This is a genomic window from Cupriavidus sp. CP313 (genome assembly GCF_054072015.1).
The window spans coordinates 150,921-163,727 of record NZ_JBSVZB010000008.1; the positions used below are offsets into that span (position 1 = coordinate 150,921).

11 protein-coding genes and 1 tRNA gene are annotated in these 12,807 nt (G+C 67.1%); 4 read left to right on the forward strand and 8 right to left on the reverse strand.

All coding sequences use genetic code 11. The features are described from left to right. The first annotated feature begins 22 nt into the window (after window positions 1-22). Window positions 23-979: a transaldolase gene (tal, locus tag ACW4E8_RS14125; RefSeq protein ID WP_456805072.1), complete on the forward strand. Its 957-nt coding sequence runs from the start codon at window positions 23-25 to the stop codon at window positions 977-979. A gap of 51 nt (window positions 980-1,030) precedes the next feature. Here tal and ACW4E8_RS14130 read toward each other — a convergent pair whose 3' ends face one another. The 3 genes from ACW4E8_RS14130 to rnr form a co-directional block, all read right to left on the reverse strand. Next, window positions 1,031-1,798, reverse strand: a complete 768-nt coding sequence (locus tag ACW4E8_RS14130) for an SIR2 family NAD-dependent protein deacylase (RefSeq protein WP_456805073.1) — start codon at window positions 1,796-1,798, stop codon at window positions 1,031-1,033. A 4-nt stretch (window positions 1,799-1,802) separates the two neighbouring features. Next, the gene (gene rlmB, locus ACW4E8_RS14135; RefSeq protein ID WP_456805074.1) at window positions 1,803-2,546 is read right to left on the reverse strand and encodes a 23S rRNA (guanosine(2251)-2'-O)-methyltransferase RlmB; all 744 of its coding nucleotides are present in this window, start codon (window positions 2,544-2,546) and stop codon (window positions 1,803-1,805) included. A 95-nt stretch (window positions 2,547-2,641) separates the two neighbouring features. Then, on the reverse strand, window positions 2,642-5,245 hold the full coding sequence (rnr, locus tag ACW4E8_RS14140) for a ribonuclease R (protein ID WP_456805075.1): 2,604 nt from the start codon (window positions 5,243-5,245) through the stop codon (window positions 2,642-2,644). Between the two features lie 70 nt (window positions 5,246-5,315). Here rnr and ACW4E8_RS14145 point away from each other — a divergent pair. The 3 genes from ACW4E8_RS14145 (at window position 5,316) to ACW4E8_RS14155 (ending at window position 6,901) form a co-directional block, all read left to right on the forward strand. After that, window positions 5,316-5,402 (forward strand) — tRNA-Leu (locus tag ACW4E8_RS14145). A gap of 387 nt (window positions 5,403-5,789) precedes the next feature. Continuing rightward, window positions 5,790-6,224, forward strand: a complete 435-nt coding sequence (locus ACW4E8_RS14150; RefSeq protein WP_456805076.1) for an Rrf2 family transcriptional regulator — start codon at window positions 5,790-5,792, stop codon at window positions 6,222-6,224. Between the two features lie 65 nt (window positions 6,225-6,289). After that, complete coding sequence (locus tag ACW4E8_RS14155) at window positions 6,290-6,901, forward strand: NAD(P)-dependent oxidoreductase (protein ID WP_456805077.1); 612 nt, start codon at window positions 6,290-6,292, stop codon at window positions 6,899-6,901. 48 nt (window positions 6,902-6,949) lie between these two features. Here the strand turns inward: ACW4E8_RS14155 and ACW4E8_RS14160 are convergent, their stop codons facing one another. From ACW4E8_RS14160 to hflK, 5 genes are all read right to left on the reverse strand, one after another. Continuing rightward, window positions 6,950-7,516: a phosphoribosyltransferase gene (locus tag ACW4E8_RS14160; protein WP_010809437.1), complete on the reverse strand. Its 567-nt coding sequence runs from the start codon at window positions 7,514-7,516 to the stop codon at window positions 6,950-6,952. A gap of 125 nt (window positions 7,517-7,641) precedes the next feature. Continuing rightward, window positions 7,642-8,982 (reverse strand): adenylosuccinate synthase, encoded by a 1,341-nt coding sequence (locus tag ACW4E8_RS14165; protein WP_456805078.1) that lies wholly within the window; start codon window positions 8,980-8,982, stop codon window positions 7,642-7,644. 85 nt (window positions 8,983-9,067) lie between these two features. Next, entirely contained in the window at window positions 9,068-10,219 is a 1,152-nt protein-coding gene (locus ACW4E8_RS14170; RefSeq protein ID WP_035816333.1) for an ATP phosphoribosyltransferase regulatory subunit, read from the reverse strand. 199 nt (window positions 10,220-10,418) lie between these two features. Then, a complete protein-coding gene (gene hflC, locus ACW4E8_RS14175; protein WP_456805079.1) occupies window positions 10,419-11,327 on the reverse strand; it encodes a protease modulator HflC in 909 nt (302 codons plus the stop codon). A 10-nt stretch (window positions 11,328-11,337) separates the two neighbouring features. Then, window positions 11,338-12,702, reverse strand: coding sequence for an FtsH protease activity modulator HflK (gene hflK, locus ACW4E8_RS14180; RefSeq protein ID WP_456805080.1), 1,365 nt, complete (start codon window positions 12,700-12,702; stop codon window positions 11,338-11,340). Window positions 12,703-12,807: the final 105 nt, after the last annotated feature.

Below are 12,807 nucleotides of genomic sequence, written 5' to 3' on the forward strand. Positions count from 1 at the left end.
TCAAGCAGACCAACTAGCGACCATGAACCAGCTCGAACAACTCAGGCAGTTCACCACGGTGGTGGCCGATACCGGCGACTTCCAGCTGATGAAGCAGTACACCCCGCAGGACGCGACCACCAATCCGTCGCTGATCCTGAAGGCGGTGCAGAAACCCGAATACCGCCACCTGCTGGAGCAGGCCGTGCGCGACCACCACGGCAACGGCGGTGTGGATGCGGTGATGGATGAAGTGCTGATCGCCTTCGGCTGCGAGATCCTGGCGATCGTGCCGGGCCGCGTGTCGACCGAAGTCGATGCGCGCCTGTCCTTCAACACCGAGGCCAGCGTGGCCAAGGCGCGCCACCTGATCCAGCTGTACGAGCAGCGCGGCATCGCGCGCGAGCGCGTGCTGATCAAGATCGCCTCCACCTGGGAAGGCATCCGCGCGGCCGAGATCCTGCAGCGCGACGGCATCCGCTGCAACATGACGCTGCTGTTCTCGCTGGTGCAGGCGGTGGCGTGCGCCGAGGCCGGCGCGCAGCTGATCTCGCCCTTCGTCGGTCGCATCTTCGACTGGTACAAGAAGCAGGCCGGCGAGCAATGGGACGCAGCCGCCAACGGCAGCGACAACGACCCCGGCGTGCGCTCGGTGCGCCAGATCTATGACTACTACAAGAAGTTCGGCTACCCGACCGAGGTGATGGGCGCCAGCTTCCGCAGCACCGCGCAGATCCTGTCGCTGGCCGGCTGCGACCTGCTGACCATCAGCCCCGAGCTGCTTGAGCAGCTGGCCGCCGGCCAGGGCCCGGTGGCACACAAGCTGTCGGTGGACCAGGCCCAGGCCGCCAATATCGCCCGCATCGCGGCCGACGAGGCGTCCTTCCGCTGGCAGTTGAATGAGGATGCGATGGCGACCGAAAAGCTTGCCGAAGGCATCCGCCTGTTTGCGGCGGATGCGGTCAAGCTGGAGAAGCTGATCGGCGAGATTGCGAAATAAGCGCCAGTTCAGCGCAAGACACGCCCGGGCGGCAACGCCCGGACCCAAGGCTCAGCCGGCTGATGGCGCCAGCCGCGGCCACAGCAGCGGCAGGCACGCGCCCGCCGCGGCGGACAGCACGATATCCGCGGTCTGGTCCAGCGCCGACGGCTGCGGATTGACCACGATCACCGGCGCGCCATGCTCGCGCGCCAGGCCCGGCAGCCCCGCCGCCGGATAGACCAGCCCCGAGGTGCCGACCACCAGGCACAGGTCGCAGTTCTGCGCCGCATGCTCGGCGCGGTAGCGCGCCACGCGCGGCAGGTCCTCACCGAACCACACCACGCCCGGACGCATCAGCGCGCCGCACAGGTTGCAGCGCGGCGGCATGCCGGGCAGCGCGGTCGCCTCGTTGCAGCGTCCGCACCCGCCCAGCCATTTGTTGGCGAACAGGTTCCCATGCAGTTCGATCACGCCCGCGCTGCCGGCGCGCTGGTGCAGGCCGTCCACGTTCTGCGTGACCAGCGTGAAAGGTTTCTGCGCAGCCAGCGCGACCAGCGCATGGTGCGCCGGGTTGGGATGCACGGCTGCGACCAGCTCGCGCCGGTGCAGGTACCACTCCCAGACCAGCGCCGGCTGGCGGCGGTAGGCGTCCTCGCTGGCCAGCTCTTCCGGGTCGAACTGTTCCCACAGCCCGGTCATCGCATCGCGGAAGGTCGGCACGCCGGATTCGGCGGAAATGCCGGCGCCGGTCAGCACGAAGATATTGCCGGCGGCCGCGATCAGCCGGCGTGCTTCCTCAAGCCCCGGCATTTCAAAGAGACCGGAATCAGCGGCCATGGACTTATCGCGGCAGGCGCCGCTGGCGCACGGCTTCGTACAGGCATACGCCGCTGGCGACCGAGACGTTCAGGCTTTCCACGCCACCCGCCATCGGGATGCCGACCAGATCGTCGCAGGTTTCGCGCGTCAGGCGGCGCATGCCCTCGCCTTCGGCGCCCATCACGATCGCGGTCGGGCCCTTGAAGTCGATGTCATACAGCGACTTTTCGGTGCCGTCGGCGGTGCCGATGACCCAGATGCCGCGTTCCTGCAGTTCACGCAGGGTGCGGGCCAGGTTGGTGACGGTGATATAGGGCACGGTCTCGGCGGCGCCGCTGGCGACCTTGGCCACGGTGGCATTGAGGCCGACGCTGCGGTCCTTGGGGGCGATCACGGCATGCGCGCCGGCGCCGTCGGCCACGCGCAGGCAGGCGCCCAGGTTGTGGGGGTCGGTGACGCCGTCCAGCACCAGCAGCAGCGGCGTGCCTTCGATGCCGTCGAGCAGTTCATCCAGGTTCAGCGCCAGTGCCACGTCTTCGGCACGTGCCACCACGCCCTGGTGGCGGTCGGTGCCGGCCATGCCGCGCAGGCGCTCGGCATCGACCGGATGCAGGCGCACGCCCAGGCTTTCGGCCAGGCGCACGAAGTCCTGCATGCGCCGGTCGCGGCGGGCGGATTCGATATAGACATCGGTCACGCCCTTGGCATCTTGGCGCAGGCGTGCGGTGACGGCGTGAAAGCCGATCAGGAGTTTGTTTTTAGCCATGGGGGCGATTGTACTCGCCCCGCCCCCAAACCCGCCGCCGCGCGCGGGCACGGCGTTGGGCGGGACGGCGGCTGCCATGGCGGCCGCCGCAGGCTTCAGCGCTTGCGCGGGGTGCGCGGGCCCTTGGCCGGCGTCTTGCCCGCCGGCTTGGCCTGGTGCGACTTGGAAGCCGGCTTGCGCGGCTTTTCCAGGTGCGGGGGCTTGGGCTTGGCCGCGTGCTTGGCCGGCTTGCCGCCGGTCTTGACGTGCGGCCTGAGCGGCGTGATCACCGCCTCGAACACCGGCTGCTCCTCGATCACGCGGTCCAGCGTCTCGTCGAACGACTCTTCCGGCTTGGACGAGCCGCCCAGCAGCGCCGCCAGCTGGCGGCCCTTCTTGCGTGCCGGCACCGCATGGGCGGCAGGCACGCGCGGCTGGGTCTCGGTGCCCCCCGCGCGGGCGCGCAGGGTTTTCGCCGACGGCTCCTGCACCAGGCGGAAGTCGATCTTGCGCGCATCCAGGTCCACGCGCGACACCTGCACGCGCACGCGGTCGGTCAGGCGGTAGCGGATGCCGGTGCGCTCGCCGCGCAGTTCGTTGCGGGCCTCGTCGTACTGGAAGTAGTCGCTGCCCAGCTCGGTCACGTGGACCAGGCCTTCCACATACAGCTCGTCGAGCTGCACGAAGATGCCGAACGAGGTCACGGCGCTGATGGTGCCGGCGTAGTCGCTGCCCAGCTTGTCGCGCATGAAGTAGCACTTGAGCCAGGCCTCGACATCGCGCGAAGCCTCGTCGGCGCGGCGCTCATTGGCCGAGCAGTGCAGGCCGAGCTCGTCCCAGATGGCCTCGTTGCGCTTGGCGCGCGCCGCGGTCAGTTCTGCCTTTTGCTCGGCGTCCTTGGCCTGCAGCCGGCGCGCCTTGGGCGAGATCGCGGTATTCAGCTCGGTCCCGTGCGCAAACGCCGGCTGGTACTTGGTATGCGCCAGCACCGCCTTGATCGCGCGGTGCACCAGCAGGTCGGGGTAGCGGCGGATCGGGCTGGTGAAGTGCGCGTAGGCCTCGTACGCCAGGCCGAAGTGGCCGATATTGTCCGGGCTGTAGACCGCCTGCTGCATCGAGCGCAGCAGCATGGTCTGCAGCATCGGCGCATCCGGGCGGGACTTGATCTTGTCCATCACCTCGGCGTAGTCCGATGCCTGCGGCTTGTCGCCGCCGCCCAGCGACAGGCCGGCGGTGCGCAGGAAGTCGCGCAGGTTCTTCAGCTTCTCTTCGCTGGGGCCCGCGTGGATGCGGTACAGCGCCGGGTGCTTGAAGCGTTCGAGGAAGTCGGCCGCGCACACGTTGGCGGTCAGCATGCACTCCTCGATCAGCCGGTGCGCATCGTTGCGCGTGCGCGGCAGGATCTGCTCGATCTTGCCCTGCGCATTGCAGACGATATAGGTCTCGGTGGTGTCGAAGTCGATCGCGCCGCGCGCACGCCGCGACTTGAGCAGGACCTGGAACAGCTCATACAGGTTCTGCAGGTGCGGCACCAGCTCGCTGCGCTTGTGCGCCTCGGGGCCCTTGGTGTTGGACAGCACCGACCAGACCTCGTTGTAGGTCAGGCGCGCGGTCGAATGCATCACGGCCGGGTAGAACTGGTAGCCCTTGAGCTCGCCCTTGGCGGTGATCACGGCATCGCACACCATGCACAGCCGGTCCACGTGCGGATTGAGCGAGCACAGGCCGTTGGACAGCTTCTCCGGCAGCATCGGGATCACGCGGCGCGGGAAGTAGACCGAGGTGGCCCGGTCCAGCGCATCGGCATCCAGCGGCGTGCCGGGGCGCACGTAGTGCGACACGTCGGCGATCGCCACGATCAGGCGCCAACCCTTGGCGCGGCCGATCTTGACCGGCTCGCAATAGACCGCGTCATCGAAGTCGCGCGCGTCTTCACCGTCGATGGTCACCAGCGGGATGTCGCGCAGGTCGATGCGGTGGTCCAGGTCGGCCTGGCGCACCTCGTCGGGCAGCGCGGCGGCTTCCTGGGCGGCGGCCGGCGCGAACGCATGCGGCACGCCGTACTTGCGCACGGCGATCTCGATCTCCATGCCGGGATCGTCGATGTCGCCCAGCACCTCCACCACGCGGCCCACCGGCTGCACGTAGCGGTCGGGGAATTCGATCAGCTCGACGCTGACCACCTGCCCCACCCGTGCCTTGCCCTGCGCCTTGGGCGGGATCAGGATGTCCTGGCTGATGCGCTTGTCTTCGGGCGCCACCACCAGCACGCCGCCTTCGCTGAGCAGCCGGCCGATGACAAAACGGTTGGCGCGCTCGATGATCTCGACGATCTGCCCTTCGGGGCGCCCGCGCCGGTCGTAGCCCACCACGCGCACCTGCGCGCGGTCGTTGTGCATGGCCTTCTGCAGCTCGCGCTCGGGCAGGAAGATATCGTCTTCGCCGTCGTCGCGGATCAGGAAGCCAAAGCCGTCGCGGTGGCCCTGCACCCGGCCGGTGACGAAGTTCGGCTGATGGGCCAGCTCATAGTGGCCCTTGCGGTTCAGCTCGATCTGGCCGTCGCGCTCCATGGCCGCCAGGCGCTTCTGGAAGCCGTCATGCTCTTTGCGCGTGACGGACAGGGCCTTGGCAATATCGCCGGCCGACTGGGGGGATCCCGACGTTCTCAACACGCCCAGGATTTCTTCCCGGCTGGGGATCGGATAGTTGTTCTGATTCAATTTTTTCTGGAAACTATTTGACAAAATTCTCGCGCTCTCTATAATGAGCGCTTCGGTTGTTTCGACACCTGCCCAGGTGGCGGAATTGGTAGACGCACTAGGTTCAGGTCCTAGCGGTGGCAACACTGTGGAGGTTCGAGTCCTCTCCTGGGCACCAGATCACCGGAAAACCCGCAGCGCTTTCAAGCCCTGCGGGTTTTTTGTTTTTGACGCCTGTTTCGCGCATCAGATCCGGCAACTTGCACTCCTTGCTTGGCGGCCATGCCGCGATGTCATACCTGCGAGCGTACGGGTTTTTTCCCGTCCGTGAAACCGCGCACCGTACCCCGCGCGGCAGCCGAACCACAAGGGTACGGCAATGTCGAGGAGTGTAACAGCTTCAGTGGCGATTCCGGCATTCCACCGGCCATTGGCTGCCACATCGGCGTATCACCTCCTTCCCGCCCGGTACTCCGCCCACTTTGCACGCTGCCCGTGCTTGACACGCCCGCCAATGTGTAACTATCATGGTTTCACATTGAACCTGACATCCTGAGCACAAGCATTGAGCACAAGCAGCCGGTTCGCCGTGGCGGTCCACATCCTTACCCTGCTCGCCAGTTCGGCTGAGCCGGTGCCCTCGTCGCTGATCGCCGGCAGCGTGGGCACCAACCCGGCGCTGATCCGGCGGCTGGTCGGCCAACTGGCTGAAGCCGGGCTGGTGGCGACCACCATGGGCAGCACCGGCGGCGCCACGCTGGCGCGCCCGGCCGGGTCGATCACGCTGCTCGACGTGTTCCGCGTGGTGGAAACCACTGCGCTGATCACGCTGCACCAGAGCGCGCCCAATCCGGCCTGCCCGGTCGGGCGCGAGATCACCGGTGCGCTGCGCAAGGTCGCGGACCGTGCTCAGGCGGCCATGGACGATACCCTTGCCGGCATCACCATCGCCAGCATGCTCGCCGATGTCGAAGGCAGCAACCAGCGCCGCAAGCGCTGAATTTTTTTGCCCCGATATGTAACCACAATGGTTTCATATCAATCTGACCGAAAGAAGGAGTGACCATGAAGATCGCCATCATCGGCGCCACCGGCCGCGTTGGCACGCGCCTGACCGACGAAGCCCTGCGCCGCGGCCACCAGGTGACCGCCATTGCGCGCCAGGCCAGCAAACTGCCCGCACGCGACGGCGTGACCACCAGGGACGTGGACGGCGCCGACGTCGCCGCACTGGCTGCCGCCCTGGCCGGCAACGACGTGGTCATCAGCACCGCGCGCTTCGCGCAACTGAACGCGCTGCAGGTGACCTCGGCCGTGCGCCAGGCCGGCGTGCCGCGCCTGCTGGTGGTGGGTGGGGCCGGCAGCCTCTATGTCGCGCCGGGGGTGCAGTTGGTCGACACCCCGAACTTCCCCGATGCCTACAAGCCCGAGGCCCTCGCAGGCCGAGACTTCCTCAACGCCCTGCGCGGCGAACAACAGATCGACTGGACCTTCCTGTCGCCGTCGGCACTGTTCGAGCCGGGCGAGCGCACCGGCAAGTTCCGTGTTGGCGAGGAAACCCTGCTGAGCGACGCAACAGGCAAGAGCTGGATCTCGATGGAAGACTATGCCATCGCGATGCTCGATGAGATCGAAAAGCCGGCGCATTCGCGCCAGCGTTTCACGGTCGGCTATTAAGCCGGCCGCCGGGGCCCGCCTGTAGCGGCAGGCCCCGGCGCAAGCGCATCAGGCCTGCGCGCCGTCGTCCTGGCTGGCGCGCTTGCCGCGCTTGAGCCAGGCGGCCAGGTTGTGCGGGCGCAGCGTGTCGTACTCTTCGAACGGCTGGTGGATCCAGGGGTTCGACGGCAGGAAGGTCACGTGGTAGTCCGGCTCGACCTTCGAGCACGCCTTGTACCACAGCACGGCCGAACGCACCTCGGTCACGGCCGGATAGCGCTCTTTCAGGTGGCGGCCCACGCGTTCCAGCGTGATGCCCGAATCCACCAGGTCGTCGACCAGCAGCACCCTGCCCGTCAGCTCGCCGCGGGTCATGGTGATGTACTGCGCGATGTCCAGGTTGCCCTGCTGCGTGCCCGCGGCCTCGCGGTAGCTGCTGGTGGCCAGGATGGCCAGCGGCACGTCGAAGATGCGCGACATCTGGTCGCCCACGCGCAGCCCGCCGCGCGCCAGGCACAGGATCTTGTCGAACTTCCAGCCCGACTCATGCACGTTCAGCGACAGGCGTGCGATCAGGCGATGGTATTCGTCCCAGGAGACCCACAGGTTCTCGTCATCGTTCGTTGGCAGGTTCATCTTTTTACGCTTTGTATCGTCGGGTCGGTTGACCGATATGGCTCGGCCCGCTTGCGCGGGCCGATTTATTTCTGGCGGGCCGCAGCGCTCGTGGCGCCGCTGCCTTGTGGTGTGCGGTTGCCGGGTCAGGCCTTGTACGGATGACGCAGCAGGATGGTCTCGTCGCGGTCCGGGCCGGTCGAGATCATGTCGATCGGAATGTCGACCACTTCCTCCACGCGCTTCAGGTAGACGCGGGCCTGCTCGGGCAGCGCGTCCCACGTCTTCACGCCGAAGGTCGACTCGTTCCAGCCGGGGAATTCCTCGTAGACCGGCACGCAACGCGCCACGGCGTCCGAGCCGCGCGGCAGGATGTCGACGGTCTTGCCGTCGAGCTCGTAGCCCACGCACAGCTTGATGGTTTCCAGGCCATCGAGCACATCCAGCTTGGTCATGCACAGGCCCGACACACCGTTGATCTGCACCGAGCGCTTGAGCGCGGCGGCATCCAGCCAGCCGGTGCGGCGCGGACGGCCGGTGACCGAACCGAATTCCTTGCCGACGTTGGCCAGGCGCACGCCGACCGGGTCCTGGCGCGACGGGTTGTCGTTGTCGTACAGCTCGCTCGGGAACGGGCCCGCGCCCACGCGCGTGCAGTAGGCCTTGGTGATGCCCAGGATGTAGTTCAGGCGGCCCGGGCCGACGCCGGCGCCCGCTGCGGCCGCGCCGGCCACGCAGTTGCTCGAGGTCACAAACGGATAGGTGCCGTGGTCCACGTCCAGCAGCGTGCCTTGCGCGCCTTCGAACATCAGGTTGCCGCCGGCGGCATTGACCGCGTACAGCTCGGCCGACACGTCGGCCACCATCGGCGCCAGGCGCGGCGCATAGGCCAGCGCTTCGTCCAGGGTCTGCTGGAAGTCCACGGCTTCGGCGCCCAGGTACTGGGTCAGCATGAAGTTGTGGTAGTCCAGGTTCTCGCGCAGGCGTTCGGCGAACTGCTGCGGATCGAACAGGTCCTGCACGCGCAGCGCGCGGCGGGCCACCTTGTCTTCATAGGCCGGGCCGATGCCGCGGCCGGTGGTGCCGATCTTGGCGGCGCCACGGCGGGCTTCGCGCGCCTTGTCGATGGCAACGTGGTACGGCAGGATCAGTGTGGCGGCCTCGGAAATGCGCAGGCGGTTCTGCACCTGCAGGCCGGCGCCTTCCAGTTCTTCAATTTCACGGAACAAAGCTTCGGGCGACAGCACCACACCGTTGCCGATGTAGCAGACCGTGCCGTCACGCATGATCCCGGACGGGATCAGGCGGAGAATGGTCTTCTTGCCACCGATGATCAGCGTGTGGCCAGCGTTGTGGCCACCCTGGAACCGCACCACGCCCTTTGCCTGGTCGGTAAGCCAATCGACGATTTTTCCTTTGCCTTCGTCACCCCATTGGGTGCCGATCACGACGACATTGCGTCCCTGGCCTACTGCGGATGCGGACATATTGCTTTGGTCAATAGGTTAAAAACGTATTCTACTCTTGTTGCCGGGCGATTCTCGATTTTTGGGCACGCCCGGCGCGCGAGCGTCAGCGCGGCACCACGGCCCAACCGGCGTCCTGGCGCACCAGTTGCCGGTCGCAGTTGAACTCATCGAGTTCGTGGGTATGGCCGGGCAGCGACTGGATCACGATCTCGCCGGCCGCACGCAGCGCGGAAATCGCGGCCCGGAGTGCCGGATCCGCATCCCAGGGCGCAAAAATCGCCTGGGCGCGCACTTCCACGGGCGACAGCGCCGCCACTTCACGCAGGTCCAGCGAGAAACCCGTGGCCGGGCGCGCACGGCCGAAGGCCTCGCCCACCTTGTCGTAACGGCCGCCACGCGCCACGTAATTGGGCAGGCCGGCAACATAGGCCGCGAACATCACGCCGCTGTGATAGTGGTAACCGCGCAAATCCGACAGGTCGATATTCACGCTGGCGCCGCGCACCTGCACCGCCAGTGCCGCCAGCTCATCCAGCGCGCGACCGATGGCCGGGCTGGCCGGCAGCGTCGCGCGGGCGCGTTCGATCACGTCCACGCCGCCGTACAGCGTCGGCAGCGCCAGCAGCGCATCGCGCTCGGTCTGCGGCATGCCTACGGTCAGTTCGCGCAGGGCCGGCACATCCTTGGTTTCCAGCGCGGCAAAGAGCGCGTCCTCGATCTTGCGGATCGACGGCAGGCCTGCCAGCAGCGCTTCCAGGATGCCGGCATGGCACAGGTCGATGCGGACATCCGACAGCCCCGCCGCCTGCAGCGCGGCCAGCATCAGGTCCTGGATCTCGACGTCGGCTTCCAGGCCGGCATGGCCATAGATCTCGGCGCCGATCTGGATCGGCTCGCGCGTGGCATGGAATCCCGCCGGGCGCGCATGCAGCACGTTGCCGGCGTAGCACAGGCGCGTCACGCCCGGGCGGTTCAGCAGGTGCGCGTCGATGCGCGCGACCTGCGGCGTGATATCGGCACGCAGGCCCATGGTGCGGCCCGACAGCTGGTCCACCAGCTTGAGCGTGCGCAGGTCCAGGTCATGGCCGGTGCCGGTCAGCAGCGACTCCAGGTATTCCAGCATCGGCGGCATCACCATCTCATAGCCGTAGGTGCGGAACAGGTCCAGCATGCGGCGGCGCAGTTCTTCGATCTTGCGCGCTTCCGACGGCAGCACGTCGGCAATGTTTTCTGGCAGCAGCCAATGGTTGGACATAGTGAATCTCTTCTCAGTCAATCTCGTCTCTGTCATTCGGTTTGCCTCGAGGCAATGCCCCCAAGGCACCCGTCCTTGACCAGGAACTTCATTGCAGGCGCCGCGCGCCCGCGCCATCACTCAGCGAGGATGGCTCCAGCCGGACAAAACCCCGGCAAGCCGGGGTTTCGTCAATTCGCCACACGGACAAGCGACGGTGCTAGCGCTTGCCTCCGGATCCGCCCGAGGCGGCCGCGGCGGCACCGCCGCTGGAACGCATGTAGCGGAAGAACTCAGAGTTGGGCTCAAGCACCAGCACGTCGCGCTTGTCGCGGAAGGTGTTGCGGTAAGCCTCCATGCTGCGCCAGAACTGCGCGAACTGCGGATCGCGGCCAAACGCGTCGGCATAGATCTGCGAGGCCTTGGCATCGCCCTGGCCCTTGATCACCTGGGCGTCGCGATAGGCCTCGGCCAGCACCACTTCGCGCTGGCGGTCGGCATCGGCGCGGATCTTCTCGCCCTCGGCAGCGCCGGTGGAGCGCAGCTCGTTGGCCACGCGCTTGCGCTCGGCCTCCATGCGGCGGTAAACCGATTCGCTGATCGCGGGCAGCAGGTCAACGCGCTTGAGGCGCACGTCCAGGATCTCGACGCCGACCGACTTGGCATATTCAGCCATGCCGTTGCGGATGGCCTGCATCACCTGCTCGCGCTCGCCGGCGACCACGTCGGCCACCGTGCGCTTGCCGAACTCCTCGCGCGCCACCGAGTCGATGCGCTGGGTCATGCGGTCCTGCGCGCCGCGCAGGTTGCCGCCGAAGGCGACGAAGAACTTGCGCGGATCGGTGATGCGCCATTTGACGAACCAGTCCACCACCATGCTCTTCTTCTCGGCGGTCAGGAAACGCTCGCTGGCGGCCCCGTCGATGGTCTGCAGGCGGCGGTCCATGAACACCACGTTCTGGAACGGCGGCGGCAGCTTGAAGTGCAGGCCGGGCTCGCGCACCACCTGCTTGATCTCGCCGAAGGCGAACACCACGGCGTACTGGCGCTGGTCGACCACGAACAGCATGGACGAGACCACGGCCACCAGGATGAAAAAGCCAATCGTGAAGGAAATCAGTCGGTTCATGACGGTCTCCTCAGCGCGAGTCGCGGTCGCGGTTGCGCAGCGCTTCGCGCGAACGGGCGTCCGTCGACGCATCCGGCGCGGGCGCCGGCGGGCTGGCCGCACCCGGTTGGCCCGGCTGCGGCACTGCGCGGCCATCGGCCTGCGCCATCAGCTTGTCCAGCGGCAGGTAGAGAAGATTGTTGCCCTGGCGCGCGTCCACCAGCACCTTGGTCGAATTGCTGTAGATCTGCTGCATGGTTTCCAGATAGATGCGGTCGCGCGTCACCTGCGGCGCCTTGGCGTATTCGGTCTGCACCGAACGGAAGCGCGAGGCATCGCCCTCGGCCTGCGCCACCACGCGGGAGCGGTAGGCTTCGGACTCTTCCTTCAGGCGCGCCGCGGTACCCTTGGCGCGCGGGAGGATGTCATTGGCATAGGCCTGGCCTTCGCTGATCGCGCGCTCGCGGTCCTGGCTGGCCTTGTTGACGTCGTCGAACGCGGCCTGCACCTGCTCGGGCGGCTGCACGCTCTGCACGTTCACGGACAGCACGCGGATGCCGGTCTTGTACGCCGTCAGGATGGCCTGGATCGACTTGGCCAGTTGCTGCGCGATCTGTTCGCGGCTCTCGTACAGCACCGCGTCCATCTTGTTGCGGCCGACGATCTCGCGCACCGAGGTCTCGGCGGCCTGCGTCACCAGCTCTTCATCGCCACCGCGGTCGGTCTTGTTGAAGAACAGGAATTCGCTGGCGTCCTGGATCACGTACTGCACGGTAAAGCGCACGTCGATGATGTTCTCGTCCTGCGTCAGCATTGACGAGTCCTTCAGGTTGCTGTCCTTGATCGACGTGGAGCGCCCCACCTCGACCGAACGCACGGCCGACAGATTGACGACCTCGGCCGACTGGACCGGCCAGGGCATGCGCCAGTTGATGCCGGGGCCGGCTGCGTACTTGAACTTGCCGAACTGCAGGATCACCGCGGTCTGGCCCTCCTGGACCATGAAGAAGCCGCTGGCCAGCCAGATGCCGACCACGGCCGCCGCGATCACGCCGGCGCCCACGCCCGAGCCCTTGCCCGGCGTGCGCGGGCCGCCGAAGCCCTGGTTGCCGCCACCGCCGTTGTCCTTGCGGCCGAGCAGGCCGTTCAGGCGGCGGTTGAAGTCGCGCCACAGTTCGTCCAGGTCGGGCGGGCCGCCGTCCTGCTGCGGGCGCTGGTTCTGCTGGCGGTTGTCGTCGCGACCGTCCTTCTTGTTGTCGTCGTCGTCCTGACCGTTGCGACCCCAGCGCGGATCGTTCAGCGAGAAGATGGCGCGCAGGCGCTGCCAGCCCGCGCGCAGCGCGAAGCGGCCGCCTGGTGTCAGGCTCGAATCAGCATTCCGGGGAAACTGGGGCATGAAGTGCACGGGTCCGGGGAAGTTTGTAACAGGGGGATTCTAGCAGTCATCCGCGCCACTTTTGGCCAATTCGCGCAATCCCGGCAGCAATTGCACCGGGATTGG

What these genes read in the sequence shown, in the direction of transcription:
- ACW4E8_RS14155 (WP_456805077.1), top strand. Translation starts at nt 6,290, where the DNA reads ATGAAGATCGCCATCATCGGCGCCACCGGCCGCGTTGGCACGCGCCTG.
- hflK (WP_456805080.1), bottom strand. Translation starts at nt 12,702, where the DNA reads ATGCCCCAGTTTCCCCGGAATGCTGATTCGAGCCTGACACCAGGCGGC.
- tal (WP_456805072.1), top strand. Translation starts at nt 23, where the DNA reads ATGAACCAGCTCGAACAACTCAGGCAGTTCACCACGGTGGTGGCCGAT.
- ACW4E8_RS14165 (WP_456805078.1), bottom strand. Translation starts at nt 8,982, where the DNA reads ATGTCCGCATCCGCAGTAGGCCAGGGACGCAATGTCGTCGTGATCGGC.
- rlmB (WP_456805074.1), bottom strand. Translation starts at nt 2,546, where the DNA reads ATGGCTAAAAACAAACTCCTGATCGGCTTTCACGCCGTCACCGCACGC.
- hflC (WP_456805079.1), bottom strand. Translation starts at nt 11,327, where the DNA reads ATGAACCGACTGATTTCCTTCACGATTGGCTTTTTCATCCTGGTGGCC.
- ACW4E8_RS14130 (WP_456805073.1), bottom strand. Translation starts at nt 1,798, where the DNA reads ATGGCCGCTGATTCCGGTCTCTTTGAAATGCCGGGGCTTGAGGAAGCA.
- ACW4E8_RS14160 (WP_010809437.1), bottom strand. Translation starts at nt 7,516, where the DNA reads ATGAACCTGCCAACGAACGATGACGAGAACCTGTGGGTCTCCTGGGAC.
- ACW4E8_RS14170 (WP_035816333.1), bottom strand. Translation starts at nt 10,219, where the DNA reads ATGTCCAACCATTGGCTGCTGCCAGAAAACATTGCCGACGTGCTGCCG.